Raw genomic sequence first — 20,978 nt, 5'->3', positions numbered from 1 at the left:
CCCGCACCTTCCGGACCAACGGAGGTCCCATGCCCCTGTCCCGAAGAAACCTCCTGGCCACGGCCACCCTGGCCGCCGTACCTGCCGCGTCCCCGGAACCGGACCCGCTCTCCGCACCGGCCGCCTCGTCCCACCACCGCGAGTCCTTCCACACCGGCTTCGAACGACTCGCGGCCGACGGCTACCGGCTCCTCCACGGCCGGCGCGTCGGCATCGTCACCAACCCCACCGGCATCACCCGCGACGCCCGGCACATCGTGGACGTCATGCACGAGGACGGCCGCGTCGAGCTGACGGCGGTCTTCGGCCCGGAGCACGGCTTCCGCGGCACCGCGCAGGCCGGCGGTTCCGAGGGCCGCTACGACGATCCGGAGACGGGCCTGCCGGTCTACGACACGTACCTCAAGAGCGGCCGGCCACTGGCCGACATCTTCACCGCGTCCGGCGTCGACACGGTCGTCTTCGACATCCAGGACGTCGGCGCGCGCTTCTACACGTACATCTGGACGCTGTACGACTGCATGGAGGCCGCCCGGCTCGCCGGCAAGCGCTTCGTGGTGCTCGACCGCCCGAACCCGGTCACCGGACGGGAGGCCCGGGGGCCGGTGCTGCACAAGGAGTTCGCCACGTTCGTCGGACGGCAGCCGATCGCGCAGGCGCACGGGATGACCGTCGCGGAACTGGCCCGGCTGTTCGACAAGGAGTTCCTCGGCGCGTCGGTCCCCCTGGAGACCGTCCTGATGACGGGCTGGCGGCGCACCGACTTCTACGACGCCTCGGGCCTGCCCTGGGTGCCGCCGAGCCCCAACATGCCGACCCCGGACACGGCGCTGGTGTACTCCGGCACCTGCATGTTCGAGGGCACGAACCTCTCCGAGGGCCGCGGTACCACCCGCCCGTTCGAACTCCTCGGCGCCGAGGGCATCGACGGCCGCTGGGCGGCGGCCGCGAATGAGCTGGGGCTGCCGGGCGTGCGGTTCAGGGAGGCGTACTTCGCGCCCACGTTCTCCAAGTTCGAGGGCACGACGGCGGGCGGGGTGCAGGTCCATGTGACGGACCGGGCTGCCTTCGACCCCGTGCGCACCGGGATCGCCCTGCTGGTGACCGCGCGCAAGGTCTGGGACGGCTTCGCCTGGCGGCCGGACGACTGGATCGACAAGCTGACCGGTTCGGACCGGGTGCGCACGATGATCGACGCGGGCGCGGACACCGACGAGGTGGTGGGCGCCTGGCAGCAGGAGCTGGCCGCGTTCCGGCGGATCCGGAAGGAATACCTGCTGTACACGTGACGGGCGGGGACCGGTTTCAACTCCGCTGCGTCGCGGGACAATCACAGTAGGTAACGCGTCGTTCTCCGCGGGGCGAGGGAGCCTGACATGGCGGATTCCGGGATGAGCGTGTCTCCCTACTGGGAGCTGACCTTCGACACGAGCGGGGACGTCGACCCGCCCGAACGCGACCGCCTGCTGGCGCAGGTCACCGAGCACGACGTGCGCGACCTGGTCGTCTTCGCGCACGGCTGGAACGACGACCGCTCGGCCGCGACCCGCCTGTACCGCCGCTTCTTCGCCCCCTTCCCGTCGCTCGCCCCCAAGGCGCGCCTCGGGTACGCGGGGGTGATCTGGCCGTCGATGCGGTTCAGCGACGAGCCGATCCCTGACTTCCCCAAGTCGGTGGTGGCCACGGAGGCGGAGGCGGCGCCGGGACCGGCGCTGGACAAGGACACCCGGCGCGCTCTGCTCGGGGTCTTCCCGGACCGGGCGAGCACCGTCGACCAGCTCGCCCGGCTGCTCGACCAGCACCCGGAGGGCCAGGCGGGGCTGACGGAGTTCGGGCGGCTGGTGCGGCTGCTGCTGGACGGGGCGGGTCCGGCGGCGGCGGACACCGACGAGGACGGCGAGCCGACCGTGTTCACCGAGGAACCCGCCACCGCCTGCGCCGAGTTCGCCGACGCGCTGGCCGCGGTCGGGGCGCCGGGCGGCAGCGAGGGGTTCAGCCTGCCGAACCCCTGGGAAGGCGCGAAGGAGCTGCTGCGGCAGGCGGCGTACTACCAGATGAAGGGGCGGGCCGGGACCGTCGGCGAGCATGGACTCGGGCCGCTGCTGGGCCAGTTGGCGGCCAGGGCGCCGGGGGTGCGGGTGCATCTGGTGGGGCACAGCTTCGGCGCGCGCCTGGTGTCGTTCGCGCTGCGGGGGCTGCCCGGCGAAGCGCGTCCGGTGAAGTCCGTGACGCTGCTCGAAGGGGCCTTCTCGCACCACGCGTTCGCCGAGCGGCTGCCCGACGACCCGCACAAGTCGGGCGCGTTGAAGGATCAGCAGCGGCGGATCGACGGCCCGCTGGTGTGCTGCTACTCCCACTTCGACGCGGCACTCGGCACGTTCTACCCGCTGGCCTCCCGGCTCTCCGGGGACGACCGGTCCTGCCTGGGCACCGAGATCGCGGCCGTGCTCGGTCCCCGGTGGGGCGCGCTCGGCCATGACGGGGTGCAGGCGGTGCCGGGCACCGTACAGCTCGATCTGGCCGGAGCCCTGGCGGGCCGGCTGCCCGCGTCCGGGTGCGCGAACGTGGACGCGGCGGCGGTGGTCCGCCGGGGCGGCCCGCCGGCCGGGGCGCACGGCGACATCCTGCACCCCGAACTGGCGCGGGTGGTGCTGGCGGCGGGCCGGATCGGCTGACCCGCCGCCAGTCACCGCTCGCCCGGCGCCGATCTCACCGGTGCGAGGTGTACTCCACGACCTGCTGGAAGGTCGGCCGGTTCTGCCAGCTGATGTTGCCGTGCTTGATGCCGCCCAGCGTGCGCTGGACGATCGAGTCGGCACACCACTGGTCGCCGGCGGAGCAGAGGCTGTCGCCCGGATAGACCTGGGCGGCGGTCATCCCGGCGGCCTGCTTCAGGGTGCTGATCAGGGCGTCCCGGCAGGAGCCGAGGTTCCCGCCGCCGCAGTACTTCTCGGCGAGGGGGCCCTGCACGTTCTGCCCGAGCACCGAGCGGATGTCCTTGTCGACATAGCTCCACCAGCCGTACTGGAAGGAGCTGCCGGCGTGCGAGCCGGTCGGGCCGTGTCCGGCGGACGGCGCCTCGTCCACGGTCAGGTTGCCGGTCAGCGCGTTGTACAGATCGTCGCCGAGACCCGGCTGGAACTCCGCCTTGACCAGCAGCGGCCACCAGGCGTCCAGGATGCGGATCGCGTCGGCGTTCGCGTAGGTCTTGGAGCCGGCGGAGGTCTCGGTGCGCTGGGCACCCGCGCTCACCCACGCCTGGAGCTTGTTCACCGCGTCGGCCGCCGCGGGGTCGGTCACCGGCGAGGAGTCGATCACCTGGAGCAGCTCGGGCAGCACGTCCTCGGCCCGCAGGTCGGTGACGCCCGCGGACGCCATGGCCTGCACCAGCTTGGCGCGGGTCACCCCGCCGGCCGCGACCAGCTTCTTCACCCGGTCGTCCAGCAGGTTGCCCCGGTGCACGGAGCCGTCACCCCAGGAGGCGGTGGTGTAGTCCTTGGCCTGCTTGTTGTTCCAGGAGATGTAGTAGTCCTGGTCGATGGAGTTGGGGTGGGCGGAGGGCGGGGTGTAGTCGGCCGTGTTGGTGTCCGGGTTCCAGTTCTTCCACTCGTACGCGGGCTGCGCCCACACCGGGAACTCCGCGTCGACGCCGTCCGCGCGGACCGGGTTGTCACCGCTGTTGTAGTAGGCGGTGTGCTGGGAGTCGGCGTAGAACCAGTTGAAGGTGTAGTTGATGTGCTGCGCCGCGCTCTGGAAGTCCTGGGGCCCCTTGATGTAGCCGGGGTCGTTCAGCATCTGGAAGCCGACGATCGAGTCGACCTCGTGCAGGTAGGAGGAGCGCAGACTAGTGTAGGCGACCTTCTTGCCGCCGACCGTCGCCCGGTACTCCACCGGACCGTACTTGGTGCGCCACACCCGCATGGTGTACGACCCGGCGGCGGTGCCGTCGGCCAGCGTGGGCGACCAGGAGTTCTTCTGCTCCACCTTGTCCATGGCGGTGCAGGTGCCGTGGTACAGGTAGTGGTAGTCGTCCTGGCACAGCTCGACGGCGTAGGTGTCGATGATGTCCTGGCCCGAGGTGGTCGCGCTCCAGGAGTAGTCCTGGCCGCGGCCGAGTTCGACGTACATGCTCAGGCCCGCGAAGGAGGCGCCGCGGGCGCTGATGCCGGGGCCCTGGATCTCCTGGAGCATGAGCAGCTGCGGCGCGAAGTATCCGGTCTGCGGTCCGAAGACGGCGATCGGATGGCCGCTGGCGGTGTGTTTGCCGCTCACCACCAGCGCGTTGGACATCCCGCGGTGGGCGGAGCTGAGGTCCGTCTTCGCGGCCGTGGTGGAGGCGCTCTTGGCGGCGGCGGTGGCCGCGCTGCCGGTGCGGTCGTAGACCAGCGGTTCCGGGGTCACCGAGCCGGCGTCGGGCAGCGCCTGCCCCTTGGCGGTGGCGGGCTTGGCGCCGTACGGGAAGCTCTGGCCGTCGTGGACGGTGAGGACGGCCTCGGGGTCGTTGCGCTCGCGGAAGGACTCCCAGACCTTGGTGCCTTGTTCGACGCCGTACTTGTCCTGCGCGGCCATCAGGGACAGGGCGTTGTTCACCTCTCCGCCGCCGCCGGAGCCGAACAGGGAGCCGATGACGGAGGCCAGCGCCACCAGGTCGGTGATCTTGAAGTGGTCGATGGTGCCGGCGTTGGTGATCGCGTCCTTGTGTCCGGTCAGGTCGTACTCGCCGGGGAAGTAGCGGCCGCTGTCGGAGGCGTCGATGTAGGAGTTGATGCCGTCCAGGTAGGCGTCGGCGTCGGCGAGGGCCTGCTGGCCGCGGGCGCCGTTGTCCGCCACGGCGCGGTCGATCTGTGCCTGGAGGTCGGCCTCGGTGTAGGGGGCGTTGCGGTAGAACTCCTGCTCCAGGCCCTGGTTGGCGGCGGCGCCGCCCGCGAAGGAGGTCAGCTGGCCGCGGCCCACGTGCCGGAAGACGTCCATCAGCCAGAGCCGGTCCTCGGCCGCGGCGTACCCGGCGCCGAACTCGGTGCCGTAGCGGGTGGTGCCGGTGATGTGCGGCACACCGGTCTTCTTGTCGCGCACGATCGTCACGTCGCCGCGCCCGGCCGGCTTCTCGGTCGAGGCGACCTGGTCGGCGGGGACGCCGAAGGAGGCGTCGTTGAAGAAGTTGTTGATCGTCGCGTCGCTCAGGTTCTTGTAGCCGGTGGCCAGGCCGGCGTACGGGCCGAGCTGGTCCTCGGCGTGCGCGGGCTGGGTGCCGAAGCCCTGGTTGAGGAGGATCTGCGCGAGGGTGGCGTTGCCGTTCTCGCCGGGCGGCAGGATGTCCGAACACTGGCCGCCGCAGTAGTCGTTCGCGGCGGCCCTGGGGGCGGTGGGGGTGGCCGCGCTCGCGGCGCCCTGGGTAATGGGGGAGACAAGTCCGGCTATCAGAACGCATACCGACGCGGACTTCAGGAACCCGGGGAGTCGGCGGAACGTTCTCACTCTGTCAAGGGCGGTCCGTGGGGTGCGCCGTGGCATGGCAGCTCCTAGCGACTGGGGTGCGCGAACGTTACCGCCGGTATCCCCGGAGTTGAAGATGAACATGCGTCAACTTTTTGAGTTTGCGGGAAGGCCGAGCAGAACAAGCGCGAGAAGAGATGGAGCCGAAGCGCCGGTCGAAACGTCTATCAGGCGACGTCCGTACGACGACGCCGAAGTGGCCGCGGAACAGGTGCAGGTGTGACGGAGGTGCAGGGCGATGGCCGGTTTCCGGAGTCTGGCGAGACAGGTACGCGATCCGGGCTGCGATCTGGCGCTGCGGCGCTATTCGCTGCGCAAGTGCCTTGAGAAGTTCGCCCCTTACGGGCATCGGGCGACATGGGACCATCTGTGCGCGCGGGCCGGGTTCGATCCAGAGGACCGCTCCCCCGACCCGGCGCGGCTCGTGGCCGCGCTGGAGGAGCTGGAGGAGGCCCGCTCGGTCTGGCTCGCCTACGAGAGCGAGTTCACCGAGCGCCGCCGCCGGGAGAAGCACGACGGGCTGCGCCAGCCGGGCAGTGTGGACGACTGGCACCGGCTGACCTGGGGCGGCTTCGGGGTCGCCTGGTGCGACGACCCGCGGGTGCATCCGTCCGATCCGCTGGCCGAGGTGCTGCGCAGGCTGATCGACGCGCTGGAGCGGGAGCCGGGGGCGAGCTGCCCGGTCTGCGGCGCCGACCGGCTGGTCTGGCGGTACGGCCTCGACCACGAGCCGTCCTCCGGACCGGTGTGCGGCGACTGCGGCATACTCGTCCCACGCCCGGTGCTCTCCCCGCGCGCTCTGGCGGGCGCCCAGCGGGGACGGCTGCTGATGACGGCCTGACCGGACCACCGAGGCCGACGAGGTCACGGACCTCCGAGGGGCGCCGCCGGGGGAAGTTCCGGGGGCCACCGAGAGGCGCCGGGACCGCCGACGGGGAAGGTTACGGGGGCCTCCGAGGGGCGCCGCCGAGGGAAGTTCCGGGGGCCACCGAGAGGCGCCGGGACCGCCGACGGGGAAGGTTACGGGGGCCTCCGAGGGGCGCCGCCGAGGGAAGTTCCGGGGGGCCACCGGGTCGCCGAGGGCCGCCGCCAGGGGAAGTTCCGGGGACCACAGAGGGTCGCCAAGGGCCGCCGACGGGGGAAGTTCCGGGCCCACCGAGAGGCGCCGGGGGCCGCCGACGGGGAATGTTCCGAGGGACACCGAGGAGCGCTGCCGGGAGAGGTTCCAGGGCCGCACAGGGTCACTGCCGGGGGAAGTTCCGCAGACCGAACAGGGTCGCCATGGGGGAAGCTCCGGGCGCCACCGAGGATCGCCACCAGGGAAAGTCCCGGTGCCCACGAGGGGTGCCGCCGAGGAGGGTTCCGGTGCCCACAGGGGTGCCGCCGGGGTAAGTTCCGGGGGCCGCGCAGGGGATGCCGCGCCCCCATGCTCCGCCGGGTCCGCTCCGCCGGATTTCGCTGCCCGACTCCGATCCACTGGTTCGCGCCGCGAGCCTTCGCGCCGCTGGCTTTCACGCCCCAGCCCCGCTCCGCCGGTTTCGCGCCTCCGACTCCCGTCCGTCGGTTCCGCGCCGCACCCATTCGCGCCCCCGACTCCGACCCACCAGTTCCGCACCACCGGCTATCGCGCCGCCAGCTTTCGCACCGCCGACCTCCACGTCCCCGGCCCCGACCCACCACTTCCGCGCCACCAACCTCCACGCCCCCGACCACGACCCGCCGCTCCCGCGTCGCAGGCTTCCGCGTCGCAGTCTTCCGCGTCGCTGACTTTCGTCGGCGGGGCTGGCACCATCGGGGCATGGTGCAGGCTTGTCTGAACGGAAGGCGTACGGCCGGGCACGGGGCGGCCGTGCCGATGTCGCCGAAGGATCTGGCGCGCTCCGCCGCGGAGGCCGTCGCGGCCGGGGCCACGGAGGTCCATGTCCACCCCAAGTGCCCGTGCGGGCACGACAGTCTCTCTCCGCGTGTCCTCACCCCGGTCCTGGAAGCGCTGCGCGCCGAGGTCGCGGTGCCGGTCGGGGTGACCACCGGCGCCTGGGCCGAACCCGACCCCGCCGCCCGACTCGCCCGCGTCCGCTCCTGGACCCTGCTGCCCGACGCCGCCTCGGTCAACTGGCACGAACCGGGCGCGGAGGAGCTGGCCGCCCTGCTGCTGGAGCGGGGCGTGGCCGTCGAGGCGGGCGTCTGGTCGGGCACGGACGGCGCGGCCCGCTTCGCCGCCTCACCGCTCGGCCCGCGGGCGCTGCGCGTCCTGGCCGAGGTGACGGACCCGGACCCGGCCACGGCGCAAACCTCGGCCGACGCCCTGCTGGCCGACCTGGGCGGTGCCCACGGCCGCCCCGTCCTGCTGCACGGCGAGGAGGGCGGCACCTGGCCGGTCCTCCGCCTGGCGGCCCGCCGGAATCTGGCCGTCCGCATCGGCCTGGAGGACACCCTGCTCCTGCCGACCGGCGAACGGGCTGCCTCCAACGCACAGTTGGTGGCGGAGGGGCTGCGCCAGTACGGGTCGGCCCGGCGCTCCGCACAGGCCGGCGGAACGGTAGCAGGCGGGAATCGGGTCGTTCCAGGAGATTAATAGCCGTGATAGTGGGGTGAGTTGAAGCCGAAGACGACACGAACGGGGATCTCCATGTCCACGCTGCGGGTGACCGCCGAGGTGCTGACCGTACACGAGCACCCGAACGCCGACGCGCTGGAGCTGGCGCAGGTGGGGCTGTACCGGGCCGTGGTGGCCAAGGGGGCCTTCCGCAGCGGCGAGGTGGCGCTCTACATCCCCGAACAGGCCTTACTGCCCGACGAGTTGATCGACGAGCTGGGACTGACCGGGCGGCTCGCGGGGGCCGCGGCGAACCGGCTCAGGGCGGTACGGCTGCGGGGCGAGCTGTCCCAGGGCATCGTCTGCCGGCCGAAGGCACTGGACGGCGTCGACCTCGCCGCCGCGGCCGTCGAGGGCACGGACTTCGCGGAGCGGCTCGGCATCACCAAATGGGTACCGCCCGTCCCGCCCACCATGAACGGCGAGGTGGAGCCGGCGCCCGAGCTGCTGCCCTGGGTGGACATCGAGAACATCCAGCGCTACCCGGACATCTTCGCGCCCGGTGAGCCGGTGGTCCTCACGGAGAAGCTGCACGGCTCGGCCTGCCTGCTGACGTACGTCGCCGGCGAGGACCGGGTGTACGTCTCCTCCAAGGGATTCGGCGCGAGGTCGCTCGCGCTCAAGGAGGACCCCCGGAACCTGTACTGGCGCGCCGTGCACGCCCACGGCGTCCCCGAGGCCGCCGCCCGGCTCGCCGGACGCCTCGGGGCGCGGCGCGTCGGCGTCTTCGGGGAGGTGTACGGCGCGGGCGTCCAGGACCTCACCTACGGCGCGGACGGCCGCCGGGAGACCCTGGGGTACGCGGTGTTCGACGTCTCGGCGGAGATCGAGGGCACGGTGCGCTGGCTGGACACCGATGTACTGGACGGTGAGCTGCCGGTGGTACCGCGGCTGTACAGCGGGCCGTACGACATCGACCGGGTGTTCTCGGTCGCGAGCGGCCGGGAGACGGTCTCCGGCCGGGAACTGCACCTGCGCGAGGGCGTGGTGATACGGCCGGCCACCGAGCGGTACAGCGCGGTGACCGGCGGGCGGGCGATCGCGAAGGCGGTGAGCCCGGCGTATCTGACCCGCAAGGGCGGCACGGAGTACGAGTGACCGGAAAGGGGCCGCCCGCCGCTTCCCGGACTCAGCGCCCCTCCGCCATCAGCCGGGACCCCGCCCGCCGCTCCCCGAACACATCGTCCGGGTTGGACAGCACGCAGGTGTCCAGCGACAGGCACCCGCACCCGATGCAGTCGGTCAGGTGATCACGCAGCCGGTTGAGCTGCGTGATCCGCTCGTCCAGCTCCGAGCGCCACGCCTGCGACAGCCGGGCCCAGTCCTCCCGCGTCGGCGTCCGCTCCTGCGGCAGTTCGGCCAGCGCGGAGCGGATCGTCGCCAGCGGGATGCCGACCCGCTGCGCCGCGCGGACGAACGCCACCCGGCGCAGCGTGTCCCGGCTGAAGCGGCGCTGGTTGCCACTGGTGCGGCGGCTGGAGATCAGGCCCTTGGCCTCGTAGAAGTGCAGCGCGGACACGGCGGCACCGCTGCGCGCGGACAGCTGTCCGACGGTGAGCTCATGGATCTTCTCGGGAATCTGCGGCACTCCTCAGAGCCTAGTCAATCCGTTGACATCGACCGCGCGCCCGACCATGCTAAGCAGTTGCTTAGGAACGCGATCGAGAGGCCGGGAACATGGCAGCACCGAGGATCTTCACCTCCCCCGCCGAGCTGAAGGCGGCCGTGGGCGAGCAGCTGGGCCCCACCGAGTGGCTGGAGGTCGACCAGAAGCGGATCGATCTGTTCGCCGAGGCCACCGGGGACCACCAGTGGATCCACGTGGACCCCGAGAAGGCCGCCGCGGGGCCGTTCGGCACGACCATCGCGCACGGCTACCTCACGCTCTCCCTGCTGCCGCTGTTCGGCCCCCAGCTGCTGCGGGTGGAGGGCGTGAAGATGGGCGTCAACTACGGCACGAACAAGGTCCGCTTCCCGGCCCCCGTACCCGTCGGCTCCCGGCTGCGCGCCACCGCGAGGATCACCGGCGTGGAGGACGTCACCGGCGGGGTCCAGGTCGCCGTCGCCTTCACCGTGGAGCGTGAGGGCGGGGACAAGCCGGTGTGCGTGGCGGAATCGGTGTCCCGGTACTACCTCTAGGCACCGGTCGCGGCCGGGGCCTACTTCGCCCCGACCGCCCCGTCCGCCTCCACCGTCCCGTCCGCCTCCACCGCCCCGACCATCCGCAGCACCAGCTCGGCGTACAGCTCGCCGACCGCATCCGGCGTACGCGGCCCCTCGATGTTGAACCAGCGGGCCACGTCGATGCACAGCGACAGCACGGCGAGCGTGGTGCCCTGGACGTCCGGCACGTCGAACTCGCCCGCGGCGACGCCGTCCTCGATGATCCCGCGCACCTCGGCGTCGACCTGCCGGCGCAGCCCCAGGATCTCGGCGCGGGCCTCGGGGCCGAGGGCGTCGAGCTCGTACTGCACGACCCGCGCGGTGGTGCGCCGCCCGGCGTGCCAGCGGACGAAGGAGCTGACCGCGTCGGCGAGCCGCTCCCTCGCGGGGCCCTCGCGGCGGGCCGCCGTGCGCAGGATGTCCAGGGCCTTGTCGTGCCCGATGCGGCTGATCCGGTGGAGCAGTTCTTCCTTGGTCTTGTAGTGGATGTAGAGCGCGGCCGGGCTCATCCCGGCGCGGCCCGCGATGTCCCGCGTCGTCGTCGCGTGGTAGCCGCGCTCGGCGAAGGCCTCCACGGCGGCGACCAGCAGCCGCCGGGCCGCGTCAGGGGTGACCTCTTCCCACGGCTCCGCCTCGCCGCCGGTCGTCTCCGCCGCCGTACTCATCCCTCTTACGCCCCTCTCGGTGACAGGGGCACCACCATACCGCCGACGATGAGCGATCGCTTAGCGCAGCAGGCCGCAGGCGGTGCGCAGCGGTCAGAGCTTGTCGGCGAAGGGGTCGTGCTCGGCGAGGAGCTTGTCCAGCCGGGCCTGGTCGACCCGGCTGATGATCTGTCCGGCCTCCTGGCGGTCCCGGATCACCTTGGCGAGGGTGAAGGCGGAGGTGACGAGGTACAGGACGGCGATCGCGAGGAACGCGCGCACCCATGCGTCGGTGTCCAGCCGGAAGATGCCGATGGAGGTGGCCGCCATCGCGATGGCGAAGGACGCGACGGCCTGGCCGTAGAAGGCGGCCGTGCTCTGCTGCTTGACCGATGTGTCACTCATGGGCAAGAGCATCGGCGCGCGCGGCGCGCGCCACATCCGCTCGGCTACTCAGGCCGTACTCAGACGAGCCGAGAAAAGCCTTGCCCGGCGGCCTCAGAACGCCGAAACCCCGGTCAGGGAACGGCCGATGAGGAGCTTCTGGATCTGGCTGGTGCCCTCGTACAGGGTCATCACCCGAGCGTCGCGCAGGAGTTTGCCGACCGGGTACTCGTCGATGTAGCCGTAGCCGCCGAAGACCTGGAGCGCGTTGTTGGCCGCGCGGACGGCGGCCTCGGAGGCGAACAGCTTGGCCTTGGAGGACTCGACCGCGAACGGCTCGCCCCGGTCGATCAGATCGGCGACCCGCCAGGTCAGCAGCCGGGCCGCGTCCACGTCGACGGCGATGTCGCTGATCAGCTCCTGCACCAGCTGGTGGCGGGCGATCGGCTTGCCGAACTGCTCGCGTTCCCCGGCGTATCCGACGGCCGCGTCCAGGGCGGCCTGCGCTATCCCGACGCAGCCCGCCGCCACGGACATCCGGCCCTTGGCCAGCGCGGACATGGCGACCGAGAAGCCCTTGCCCTCCTCGCCCAGCAGCGCGGAGGCCGGCACCCGCACGTCCTCGAGGACGAGTTCGGCGGTGGCCTGGCCGCGCAGACCGAGCTTGCCGTGGATCGGGCGCCGGCTCAGGCCGGGCGTGTCGGCCGGCACCAGGAAGGCGCTCACGCCCTTGTGGCCGGGGGCGTCGGTGGAGCGGGCGAACAGCAGGACGACGTCCGCCCAGGTGCCGTTGGTGATGAACATCTTGGTGCCGTTGAGGACGTACTCGTCGCCGTCGCGCACCGCGCGGGTGGTGAGGCTGCCCGCGTCGGAGCCGGTGCCGGGCTCGGTGAGGCCGAAGCAGCCGACGTACTCGCCCGCGGTCAGCCCCGGCAGCCAGCGCCGCTTCTGCTCCTCGTCGCCCCAGGCCGCGACGGACTTGGCCACGAGGCCGAGGGAGACGGACACGATGCCGCGCACCGAGGAGTCCCCGCGGCCCAGCTCCTCGGTGACCAGGCAGTACGACAGGTGGTCGCCGCCGGAGCCGCCGTACTCCTCCGGGATCGTCAGCCCGAGGAAGCCGACTTCCCCGAGCTTCTTCACGATGCCCCGGTCGACCTCCTCGGCCCGGTCCCAGGCGATCACGTGCGGGGTGATCTCGCGGGCCACGAAGTCCCGCGCGAGCCGCCGTACGGCCTCCTGCTCCTCGCTGAGCCCCAGGTTCACCACGAGATCACCTCTCCCATTTAAATTAGCACTGCTAGTTTACAGGCGCAGCCCTACTATGTGCGCCATGGCCCGACCACGCAAGCCCCTGCTCAGCACCGACCGGATCGTCCGGGCGGCCCGCGAACTCGTGGACCGGGAGGGGCTGGCGGCGGTCTCCACCCGGCGGCTCGCCGCGGAGCTGGGGGTGAGCGGGCCCTCGCTGTACAACCACTTCCGCACGAAGGACGAGATCCTGGAGGCGGTCGCGGACTCGGTGAGCGCGCTGGTCGACCTGTCGATGTTCGAGGACGGCCGGCCGTGGCGGACCGCGCTGCACGACTGGGCCGTCTCCTACCGGGCCGCGCTGCGCGCGCACCCGAACATCGTCCCCGTGCTCGCGCGCGGACCCGGTCGCCGGCCGGCCGCGCTGCGGGTGGCGGACGCGGCGTACGGCGCGATGGTCGACGCGGGGTGGCCGCCTGCGCAGGCCACGTCCATCGGGGCGCTGATGCGGTACTTCATCATGGGCTCGGCGCTCGGCTCCTTCGCCGGCGGCTTCGTGGACGACGCGAGCGCCTACGACCCGGCCGACTACCCGCACCTCGGGCAGGCCCATCTCCTCGCGGAGCAGCAGGAGAAGATCGACGAGCGGGCCTTCGAAACGGGACTGACCGCGATCCTGGACGGCCTCGCGCAGCAGTACGAGCGGCTACGGCAGGGGGGCGAGGCCGGGTGACGGTGAGCGTCCCCGCCCCCCGACCAGCCACCACACTCGGCCCCTCAGAACACCACCAGCGCCCGCCCGCCCTTCCCCTTCTTCATGTTCTCGAAGGCTTGCGGGATGTCCTCCAGGGCGATCCGCTCCGTGACCAGGGCGGACAGGTCCAGGCGGCCGGTGCGGACGTGCTCGGCGAGCAGGGGGACATCGCGGGAGGGGTCGCTGTTGCCGTAGACGCAGCCGGAGAGGGTGCGGCCCCAGTGGAAGAGTTCGAGGGCGTTGAAGGTGACCTGCTGGTCCTTGCCGCCGATGCCGACGACCGTCGTACGGCCGCCCCGCCGGGTGGACTCCCAGGCCGCGCGGATGCTGACCGCGCGGCCCGCGCACTCGACGGCGACGTCCACGCCCTGCTTGCCGGTGAGGGCGCGGATCTCGCGGGGCGTGGTCGCACCGGCGAGCAGGAAGTCCGTGGCACCGGCGGCGCGCGCGAGGGATTCCTTCGCGGGCGACACGTCTACGGCGACGATCCGCGACGCGCCCGCGATCCGGGCCGACTGGATCGCGGCGAGCCCGACCCCGCCCGCGCCGAACACGGCGACGCTCTCACCGGGCCGCACCCCCGCCGAGTGGTGGATCGCGCCGTACCCGGTGAGCACGGCGCAGCCGAGGAGCGCGGCGTCGGTCAGCGGGGCACCGCCCGGCAGCGGCAGCACGCAGGACGCGGACACGACGGTCTCCTCGGCGAACGCGGCCACGTTCAGACCGGGGTGCAGCGGGGTGCCGTCGGCGGCGTGGGCGTAGACGGAGGCCGCGCCGTTCAGCGCGTTGGCGCACAGCCAGACCTCGCCGAGCGAACAGGCGTGGCACGTCCCGCAGGCGGGCGCCCAGTTGAGGACGACGGGCGTGCCCGGCGAGACACCGGTGACGTCCGGTCCGACGGCGACGACCGTCCCCGCGCCCTCATGACCGAGCACGGCGGGCACGGGCACGCTCATCGTGCCGTCGGACAGGGACAGGTCGGAGTGGCACACCCCGGCCGCCGCGAGCCGGACCCGGACCTGTCCGGGGCCGGGTTCGGGCAGCTCGATGCCGGTTATCTCCAAGGGCTCGCCGACGGCGGGCAGGACAGCGGCTCGTACGGCCATGGCGGGTGAACTCCTTCAGAACTGGAAGGACTTGGTCTGGAGGTACTCGTCGAGGCCGTGACTGCCGAGTTCCCGGCCGACCCCGGACTGCTTGTAACCGCCGAACGGCGCGAGCGGGTTGAAGCGGCCGCCGTTAATGTCGACCTGCCCGGTGTCCATGCGCCGGGCGAAGGCCACCGCCTCGTCCTCGTCGCCGGCCCAGACCGCGCCGGCCAGGCCGTACACCGTGCCGTTGGCGATGCGCAGGGCGTCGTCCTCGTCGTCGTAGGCGAGGACCGAGAGCACCGGGCCGAAGATCTCCTCCTGGGCGATGGTCATCTCGGACGTGACGTCGGCGAAGACGGTCGGGCTGACGAAGTAACCCTTCTCGCGCGGCGCTTCGGGGCCGCCCGCGACCAGGCGGGCGCCCTCCGCGAGGCCCTTCTCGATGTAACCGAGCACCCGCGCCTGCTGCTTGGCGTTGACCAGCGGCCCGATACGGTCGGCGTACTTGGCGGCGGCGGCCGCGGCCAGCTCGACGGCCTCTTCGTACCGGTCTCGGTGGACCAGCATCCGGGTCCAGGCGCTGCACGTCTGCCCGGAGTTGGCCATCACGTTGGCGACGCCGACGTGGACCGCCTTGGCGAGGTCGGCGCTCGGCAGGATGACGTTGGCGGACTTGCCGCCCAGTTCCAGGGCGACCCGCTTCACGGCGCCGCCGGCCAGCGCGCCGATGCGGCGGCCGACGGCGGTGGAGCCGGTGAAGGAGACGAGGTCCACCTCCGGGTGCTCGGCCAGGGCCTGGCCCGCGACCGGTCCGAGGCCGGTGACGAGGTTGAACACGCCTGCCGGGAGCCCCGCCTCGTGCACCGCCTCGGCGAACAGCTGCGCGGTGAGCGGGGTGTCCTCGGCGGGCTTGAGGACGACCGTGCAGCCGGCGGCGAGCGCCGGGGCGACCTTGGCGACGATCTGGTGCAGCGGGTAGTTCCAGGGGGTGATCGCGCCGACCACGCCGACCGGCTCGTGCAGGACGGTGGAGTTGCCGACCTTCTCCTCGAAGGGGCGGCTCGCGGCGAGGCCGGCGTAGCTGCCGGCGACCGCGATGGGCAGGCCCGCGTGCACCGACTGCGCGAACGCGGGCGGTGAGCCGAGTTCGGCGGTGACCGTCTCGGCGATCTCGTCCTTGCGGGCCGCGAGCGCGTCCCGGAGCGCGGCCAGGCGGGCCGCGCGCTCGGCGGGCGGGGTGGCGGCCCAGCCGGGCAGGGCGGCGCGGGCCGCGCGGACGGCGGCGTCCACGTCCTCGGGCCCGGCGGCCGGGACCCGGCCGATGACCTGCTCGTCGGCCGGGTTGAGGACCTCGATCACCTCGTCCGGGCGCGCGGCGGGGCGCCAGCCGCCGTCGATGTACAGACCGTCGTGTGCCTTCATGCTGCTTCCTCCCGGCGGGAACGCGTCATCCGCCCCTTAAACTAGCGGCGTTAGTTTTCCGGCGCCAGACGTTCTCGCCGTGCGGACTCACCTGGTCGCGGTGAGATGGGCGAAGACCACCACGTTGCTGCTGTACCCGGTACGCCTGCTGTACAGCCCCCCGCAGGTCAGCAGGCGCAGCTCCGGGAGGCGGGAGCGGCCGTAGACCTCCTTGTCGGGGAAGCCGGACTTGTCGAAGACCTTGACCCGGTCGACGGTGTAGACGGCGGTACGGCCGTCCGCGCGCCGCGCCTCGATCGTCTTGCCGGGCTTGACCAGCGGGAGCGCGGCGAACACGGCGGGTCCGGAGGGGGTGTCGCGGTGGCCGACGGCGATCGCGGTGCCCGCCTCGCCGGGGGTGGCGCCGCCCTCGTACCAGCCGGCCGCCTTGGGCTGGTCGAACGGCGGTGTCTCCAGCTGCCGGTCCTTGTCGAGACCTACGCCGACGATCCGGGCGTCGAGGCCGAGGGAGGGGATGCGCAGGGAGGTGGGCCGGGACCGGGGCAGCGGACGGGCGTAGCGGACAGCCGGGCCCGAGTCCGCCCCGGCGGCGACGGCCTGGGCGTGGTCCGGCGGGCCGTCGTCCCCGCACCGCCTGACGAGGGACACCAGGACGGCCGCGAGGACGGCCGTCCTGGCGAGGCGGTAGGCGCGGGTCCGGTACCAGGGCCTGCGTCTGCGCCTACGCGGCGCCATGGGGACGACGGCGGTTGCGCCGGACGTACACGACCCCGCCGACCGCGAGCAGGCCCACCGCCGCGGCGGCGCCCACCGGGGAGTACGCGGCCGCGGTGTCCACGAGCCCGCCGCCGCCGGCGTGCACCCCGCCCTGCGGGCCGCCGTGGTCGCCGTTCTGGCCCCAGCTCGTGTCGTTGTGCTCCTGCTGCTGCTCGTTGTGCTCCTGCTGCTGGTGGTCGTCGATCTGACCGGGCGCGCCCTGGGCGCCGTTCTCCCGGCAATTGACGCGGAAGACCTTCTCCTTGAGGGCGCCGGCCGCGGTCCAGGTGATCCGGTACTGGCCGTCCGCGAGCCCCAGCGGGTCGGTGTGCCCGGCGCCCCCGGCGAGCTGGATGGTGCCGGTGACAGTGGCGGAGGTGGGCAGCGGGGGCTGGGGCGTGATGGTGTAGGCGATGACGGGCAGGATGTCGAAGTTGACGGCATCGAGGTAGAACCGGCAGACCGTGGGGTCGTCCTTCGAGACGCCGTAGGGCGTGCCGACCCGGTGGATTCTGATGTCGCCGTTCTCCCCTTGGGCCATGGCGGTCGGTGCCGCCACCCACGACGCGCCCGCCGCGGCGAGTGCGGTGAGGACGACGGTGGCGCCGGCGCGGGTACCGGCGGTGCGTGGGAATGTCCGGGTGGGCATGGGCGTTTCCTCCGAGTCAGACGATTTTCATACAAATCGATCTCGTGTGGACTCTGCCCAATGCGCACGACGCCGTACGGCATCGACGCCCGGCGCGCCGTCAGATATCCCCCTGGCGGCGCAATCCGACAATATGACTAACTAGCGCGATGTTCCCCTGCCTCTCCCCCGCCGCCCCGGGGCCGGCGAGGCCCCTCGCCGGTCAGTCCAGCAGCCGCCCCAGGTAGGCCCGCAGCAGTTCCCGCGTCTCGTGGATGATCGCCTCGTCGCCCTCCGGGTCGAGCCGGAAGGCCAGTTGGACCAGGGTGTCCGCGCTCTCCACGGCAACCAGGAAGGCCCGCCGCAGTTCGTCGTCGGGGGCCCGGCCGATATAGCCGGCGAGCAGTGCGGAAAGCCGGTCGGCAACCCGGCTGTTGGGCTCCGCCTGGCGGGCGCCCACCGGGATCTGGTTGCCGAAGTCGACCAGGGAGAAGCCGGGCGCGGTGCGCTTCATCGCCAGGTATTCGTCCAGGACGACGTCCATCGCGGCCCGCCAGTCCCCCGCCGCCGCCCGCTCCAGGCGGCCGGTGACCCGCTCGGTGTACCGCTCCAGATTGCGCTGCGCGAGGGCGTCGGCCATCTGCCGTTTGTTGCCGAAGAAGCGGTAGACCGAGCCGATGGGCACGCCGGCGCGCACCGCGACGGCACGGGTGCTCAGCGCGTCGTAGCCCACCTCGTCGAGGAGTTCGGCGCAGGCGTCGAGGATCCTGGTCAGCCGTTCGGCGCTGCGCCGCTGGACGGGGGCGCGGCGGAGCGGGGTCACGTGGGGCACGGGCTTCATGATGCCTTTCCGCCGGGGTCCGGTGAACCTGGTCCCAGGGTACGGAGAGCGCGGGCGAAGCCCTCAGCCGTCCGGCAGGCGGTCGGCGTCCCCGGGCGGGGCACCCTGCGGCCGGGTGTCCGACACCGTTATGTCGGCGGTGCTCTGCACCGGCTTGCCGTGCACGGCCCACGCCGTGCCGTCGTCGGCGTACAGACGGGCGGTGACGTGGTGGGTGCCGTGCGGGACGAGCCGGCCGGGCAGCCGGTAGCGGGGGGTGTGCAGCCGGGCGATCCGGCGGCCGTCCACGAAGAGGCAGGCGAGCCCCCGCCCGGTCACCGCGGTCGGGCGCGCGCCGGGCGCGGAGATCCGGAAGTGACGGAAGGCCAGCCGTACGTCCCAGCCGTCGGCGGGGTCCGGGGTGATCTCGACGCCGACCCCGGGGGCGTCTTCGCCGCCGGTCTCGCGCAGATGGCGGCCGCTGCCGTCGGTGTCGTCCAGGACCTTGCCGACGGGCGAGGGCGAGTCCGCGCCGACCGCGCCCGTGCCTCCGCCGGTGTCCCCGCCCGTGCCCGTGCCCCCGTGCGCCGTGCCGCAGCCCGCCGCGCCGAGAGGCAGCAGAAGGCACACCGCGAGCGCGGCCAGGCGTCCGCGCGTTCCCTTCGTCCACGACATGCCGGGGAGCGTAGGACACGGGGCGGGTCCGGGGAATCCGCCCGGAGTCGGGTTCCGGACATCCCCCGCAGGGAGGAGGGTCCGCCCTCTTGCGCCGGGCCCCGCCTATTCCTACGGTGTTCCATAGGAATACGCGGACGCAGTCAACGAGCGCGAAGGAGCGTGGGGGCGACCATGAGCGGGGACGCGCGCAAGACGGCCGAGGGGCTCTCCTATCTGACCGGGTTCGGCAATGAACACGCCTCGGAGGCCGTACCGGGCGCCCTGCCCGAGGGCCGCAACGCGCCGCAGCGCGCACCGCTCGGGCTGTACGCGGAGCAGCTCAGCGGCGCGGCGTTCACCGAGCCGCGGGCGCACAACCGGCGCTCGTGGCTGTACCGGATCCGTCCGTCGGCGGCGCACCCCCGGTTCACCCGCACCGCGAACGGCTCGATCCGTACGGCGCCCTTCACCGAGACCGTGCCCGACCCCAACCGGCTGCGCTGGAACCCGCTGCCCGAGCCGGCCGCGGGCACCGACTTCCTCGCGGGCCTGTGGACCCTCGGCGGCAACGGCGACGCGACCCAACGCGCGGGCATGGCCGTGCACTTGTACCACGCCAATGCCTCGATGGAGCGCGTCTTCTCCGACGCCGACGGCGAGCTGCTGATCGTCCCGGAGCGCGGCGGGCTGCTGCTGCACACCGAGTTCGGGCGGCTGCACGTGGAGCCGGCGCACGTGGCGCTGATCCCGCGCGGGGTGCGGTTCCGGGTGGAGCTGCTGGACGACTCGGCCCGCGGCTACGTGTGCGAGAACTACGGGGCGCCGTTCCGCCTCCCGGACCTCGGCCCGATCGGCGCCAACGGGCTCGCCAACGCACGGGACTTCCGCGCGCCGGTCGCCGCGTACGAGGACACCGAGGGCCCGGTGGAGGTGGTGAACAAGTTCTGCGGCAACCTCTGGACGGCCACGTACGACCACTCGCCGCTCGACGTGGTCGCCTGGCACGGCAACCATGTGCCGTACGTCTACGATCTGCGCCGCTTCAATGTGATCGGCTCGATCTCCTACGACCACCCCGACCCGTCCATCTTCACCGTCCTGACCTCACCCTCGGACACGCCGGGCCTGGCCGGCGTCGACTTCGTCGTCTTCGCGCCGCGCTGGCTGGTGGGCGAGGACACCTTCCGGCCGCCGTACTTCCACCGGAACGTGATGAGCGAGTACATGGGCCTGATCGAGGGCGCCTACGACGCCAAGGCGGAGGGCTTCGTGCCGGGCGGCGGCTCGCTGCACAACATGATGTCGGCACACGGCCCGGACCGGGAGACGTTCGACAGGGCGAGCACGGCCGAGCTGAAGCCGCAGAAGATCGATGACGGCCTCGCCTTCATGTTCGAGACCCGCTGGCCGGTGACGCTCACCCCGCACGCGGCCCGCGCCGACCACCTCCAGCAGGAGTACGACGGCGTGTGGCAGGGCCTGACGCGCAACTTCCGTATCTGACGTCTGTGTTGCGCCCGTCGTTCGCGACCCGGTACGGATAGCAGCGTGACCTCCTTCGCCCCTGACTCGATCGTCCTGAACCGCAAACTGCCGCTCTGGTATCAGGTCTCGCAGTCGCTGCGCGCCTCCATACTGGGCCGCTCGCCCGCGGACCCGCTGCGCCTGCCCACCGAGGAGCGCCTGGCGGAGCACTACGGGGTGAGCGTGCTGACCATGCGGCAGGCGCTGAAGGAGCTGGAGGACGAGGGGCTGATCAGCCGGCACCGGCGGCGCGGCACGTTCATCGAGCCCGACGCCCGGCGCGGCGCCCCGGTGCGGCTGCTGGGCTCGGTGGACGCGATCGTGGCCCAGCAGTCCGGGATGCGCACCCGGTTGCTGGCCCACGGGCCCGCGCCGGTGCCGGGCGGGCTCACGGAGTGTTTTCCGGGGCTCGCCGAGGTGGCGACGTACCACCGGCTGCGCTTCGACGAGCAGAGCGGGGAGCCGACCAACCACGCCGTCAACCACGTACGCCCCGAACTGGCCGAGCGGATCGACCTGGACGATCTGGTGCGCTGGCCGATGACGAAGGTGCTGCGGGACGTCGTCGGGGCGGACATCAGCCGGATCACGGACACGGTGGAGGCCCGGCTCGCCGACCCGGAGACCGCCCGTCTCCTGGAGGTCCCGCTGCTCAGCCCGATCCTGCACTACACCGGCATCACCTACGACACCGAGGGCCGGGTGCTGGACGTGGCGGTGATCCACTACCGGGGCGACCGCTTCTCCTTCACGGTGACCCTGGACGCCACCTGACCCGCCGGAAGCCGCCGGCCC

20 protein-coding genes are annotated in these 20,978 nt (G+C 72.4%); 9 read left to right on the top strand and 11 right to left on the bottom strand.

Going from position 1 to position 20,978, the window contains the following annotated elements; genetic code table 11:
• The first annotated feature begins 29 nt into the window (after positions 1–29).
• Both ACE4Q9_RS26455 and ACE4Q9_RS26450 read left to right on the top strand, forming a co-directional pair.
• A complete protein-coding gene (locus ACE4Q9_RS26455; RefSeq protein ID WP_397986732.1) occupies positions 30–1,289 on the top strand; it encodes an exo-beta-N-acetylmuramidase NamZ domain-containing protein in 1,260 nt (419 codons plus the stop codon).
• Positions 1,290–1,376: 87 nt separating this feature from the next.
• Positions 1,377–2,675 carry a serine-threonine protein kinase gene (locus ACE4Q9_RS26450; protein WP_397986731.1) on the top strand — a complete coding sequence of 433 codons (1,299 nt, stop codon included), beginning with the start codon at positions 1,377–1,379 and terminating at the stop codon, positions 2,673–2,675.
• 34 nt (positions 2,676–2,709) lie between these two features.
• Here ACE4Q9_RS26450 and ACE4Q9_RS26445 read toward each other — a convergent pair whose 3' ends face one another.
• The gene (locus ACE4Q9_RS26445; RefSeq protein WP_397986730.1) at positions 2,710–5,511 is read right to left on the bottom strand and encodes a penicillin acylase family protein; all 2,802 of its coding nucleotides are present in this window, start codon (positions 5,509–5,511) and stop codon (positions 2,710–2,712) included.
• A gap of 220 nt (positions 5,512–5,731) precedes the next feature.
• On the opposite strand from ACE4Q9_RS26445, the gene ACE4Q9_RS26440 reads away from it, so the two are divergent.
• The 3 genes from ACE4Q9_RS26440 (at position 5,732) to ACE4Q9_RS26430 (ending at position 9,187) form a co-directional block, all read left to right on the top strand.
• Entirely contained in the window at positions 5,732–6,334 is a 603-nt protein-coding gene (locus ACE4Q9_RS26440) for a hypothetical protein (RefSeq protein WP_397986729.1), read from the top strand.
• 957 nt (positions 6,335–7,291) lie between these two features.
• Positions 7,292–8,068 (top strand): 3-keto-5-aminohexanoate cleavage protein, encoded by a 777-nt coding sequence (locus ACE4Q9_RS26435; RefSeq protein WP_397986728.1) that lies wholly within the window; start codon positions 7,292–7,294, stop codon positions 8,066–8,068.
• Between the two features lie 54 nt (positions 8,069–8,122).
• On the top strand, positions 8,123–9,187 hold the full coding sequence (locus ACE4Q9_RS26430) for an RNA ligase (ATP) (protein WP_397986727.1): 1,065 nt from the start codon (positions 8,123–8,125) through the stop codon (positions 9,185–9,187).
• A 31-nt stretch (positions 9,188–9,218) separates the two neighbouring features.
• On the opposite strand, the gene soxR is transcribed toward ACE4Q9_RS26430, so the two are convergent.
• A complete protein-coding gene (gene soxR / locus ACE4Q9_RS26425) occupies positions 9,219–9,677 on the bottom strand; it encodes a redox-sensitive transcriptional activator SoxR (protein ID WP_397986726.1) in 459 nt (152 codons plus the stop codon).
• Positions 9,678–9,766: 89 nt separating this feature from the next.
• Here soxR and ACE4Q9_RS26420 point away from each other — a divergent pair, with 89 nt between their 5' ends.
• On the top strand, positions 9,767–10,228 hold the full coding sequence (locus ACE4Q9_RS26420) for a MaoC family dehydratase (protein ID WP_397986725.1): 462 nt from the start codon (positions 9,767–9,769) through the stop codon (positions 10,226–10,228).
• 20 nt (positions 10,229–10,248) lie between these two features.
• Here ACE4Q9_RS26420 and ACE4Q9_RS26415 read toward each other — a convergent pair whose 3' ends face one another.
• From ACE4Q9_RS26415 to ACE4Q9_RS26405, 3 genes are all read right to left on the bottom strand, one after another.
• Positions 10,249–10,917: a TetR/AcrR family transcriptional regulator gene (locus ACE4Q9_RS26415; RefSeq protein WP_397986724.1), complete on the bottom strand. Its 669-nt coding sequence runs from the start codon at positions 10,915–10,917 to the stop codon at positions 10,249–10,251.
• 93 nt (positions 10,918–11,010) lie between these two features.
• Positions 11,011–11,301: a YiaA/YiaB family inner membrane protein gene (locus ACE4Q9_RS26410; RefSeq protein WP_397986723.1), complete on the bottom strand. Its 291-nt coding sequence runs from the start codon at positions 11,299–11,301 to the stop codon at positions 11,011–11,013.
• A 93-nt stretch (positions 11,302–11,394) separates the two neighbouring features.
• Positions 11,395–12,546, bottom strand: a complete 1,152-nt coding sequence (locus ACE4Q9_RS26405; protein ID WP_397987334.1) for an acyl-CoA dehydrogenase family protein — start codon at positions 12,544–12,546, stop codon at positions 11,395–11,397.
• A gap of 67 nt (positions 12,547–12,613) precedes the next feature.
• On the opposite strand from ACE4Q9_RS26405, the gene ACE4Q9_RS26400 reads away from it, so the two are divergent.
• Positions 12,614–13,264 (top strand): TetR/AcrR family transcriptional regulator, encoded by a 651-nt coding sequence (locus tag ACE4Q9_RS26400; protein WP_397986722.1) that lies wholly within the window; start codon positions 12,614–12,616, stop codon positions 13,262–13,264.
• A 44-nt stretch (positions 13,265–13,308) separates the two neighbouring features.
• Here the strand turns inward: ACE4Q9_RS26400 and ACE4Q9_RS26395 are convergent, their stop codons facing one another.
• The 6 genes from ACE4Q9_RS26395 to ACE4Q9_RS26370 form a co-directional block, all read right to left on the bottom strand.
• Entirely contained in the window at positions 13,309–14,391 is a 1,083-nt protein-coding gene (locus ACE4Q9_RS26395; RefSeq protein WP_397986721.1) for a Zn-dependent alcohol dehydrogenase, read from the bottom strand.
• 15 nt (positions 14,392–14,406) lie between these two features.
• A complete protein-coding gene (locus ACE4Q9_RS26390; RefSeq protein WP_397986720.1) occupies positions 14,407–15,798 on the bottom strand; it encodes an aldehyde dehydrogenase family protein in 1,392 nt (463 codons plus the stop codon).
• A gap of 87 nt (positions 15,799–15,885) precedes the next feature.
• Positions 15,886–16,533 carry a class F sortase gene (locus ACE4Q9_RS26385; protein WP_397986719.1) on the bottom strand — a complete coding sequence of 216 codons (648 nt, stop codon included), beginning with the start codon at positions 16,531–16,533 and terminating at the stop codon, positions 15,886–15,888.
• The gene (locus ACE4Q9_RS26380) at positions 16,520–17,203 is read right to left on the bottom strand and encodes a hypothetical protein (RefSeq protein ID WP_397986718.1); all 684 of its coding nucleotides are present in this window, start codon (positions 17,201–17,203) and stop codon (positions 16,520–16,522) included. Before ACE4Q9_RS26380 ends, ACE4Q9_RS26385 begins: the two co-directional genes overlap by 14 nt.
• Positions 17,204–17,405: 202 nt before the next feature.
• Positions 17,406–18,023 (bottom strand): TetR family transcriptional regulator, encoded by a 618-nt coding sequence (locus ACE4Q9_RS26375; RefSeq protein WP_397986717.1) that lies wholly within the window; start codon positions 18,021–18,023, stop codon positions 17,406–17,408.
• Between the two features lie 63 nt (positions 18,024–18,086).
• Positions 18,087–18,677 carry a hypothetical protein gene (locus tag ACE4Q9_RS26370; protein WP_397986716.1) on the bottom strand — a complete coding sequence of 197 codons (591 nt, stop codon included), beginning with the start codon at positions 18,675–18,677 and terminating at the stop codon, positions 18,087–18,089.
• Between the two features lie 174 nt (positions 18,678–18,851).
• On the opposite strand from ACE4Q9_RS26370, the gene hmgA reads away from it, so the two are divergent.
• Complete coding sequence (gene hmgA / locus ACE4Q9_RS26365; RefSeq protein WP_397986715.1) at positions 18,852–20,162, top strand: homogentisate 1,2-dioxygenase; 1,311 nt, start codon at positions 18,852–18,854, stop codon at positions 20,160–20,162.
• A gap of 45 nt (positions 20,163–20,207) precedes the next feature.
• Entirely contained in the window at positions 20,208–20,957 is a 750-nt protein-coding gene (locus tag ACE4Q9_RS26360) for a GntR family transcriptional regulator (protein ID WP_397986714.1), read from the top strand.
• Positions 20,958–20,978: the final 21 nt, after the last annotated feature.

Origin of the sequence: Streptomyces sp. AM6-12 (assembly GCF_044327085.1) — a bacterium.
GTDB lineage: Bacteria > Actinomycetota > Actinomycetes > Streptomycetales > Streptomycetaceae > Streptomyces.
Note: the sequence above shows the minus strand (reverse complement) of the source record. Positions and strands in the feature narration are given on the sequence as shown.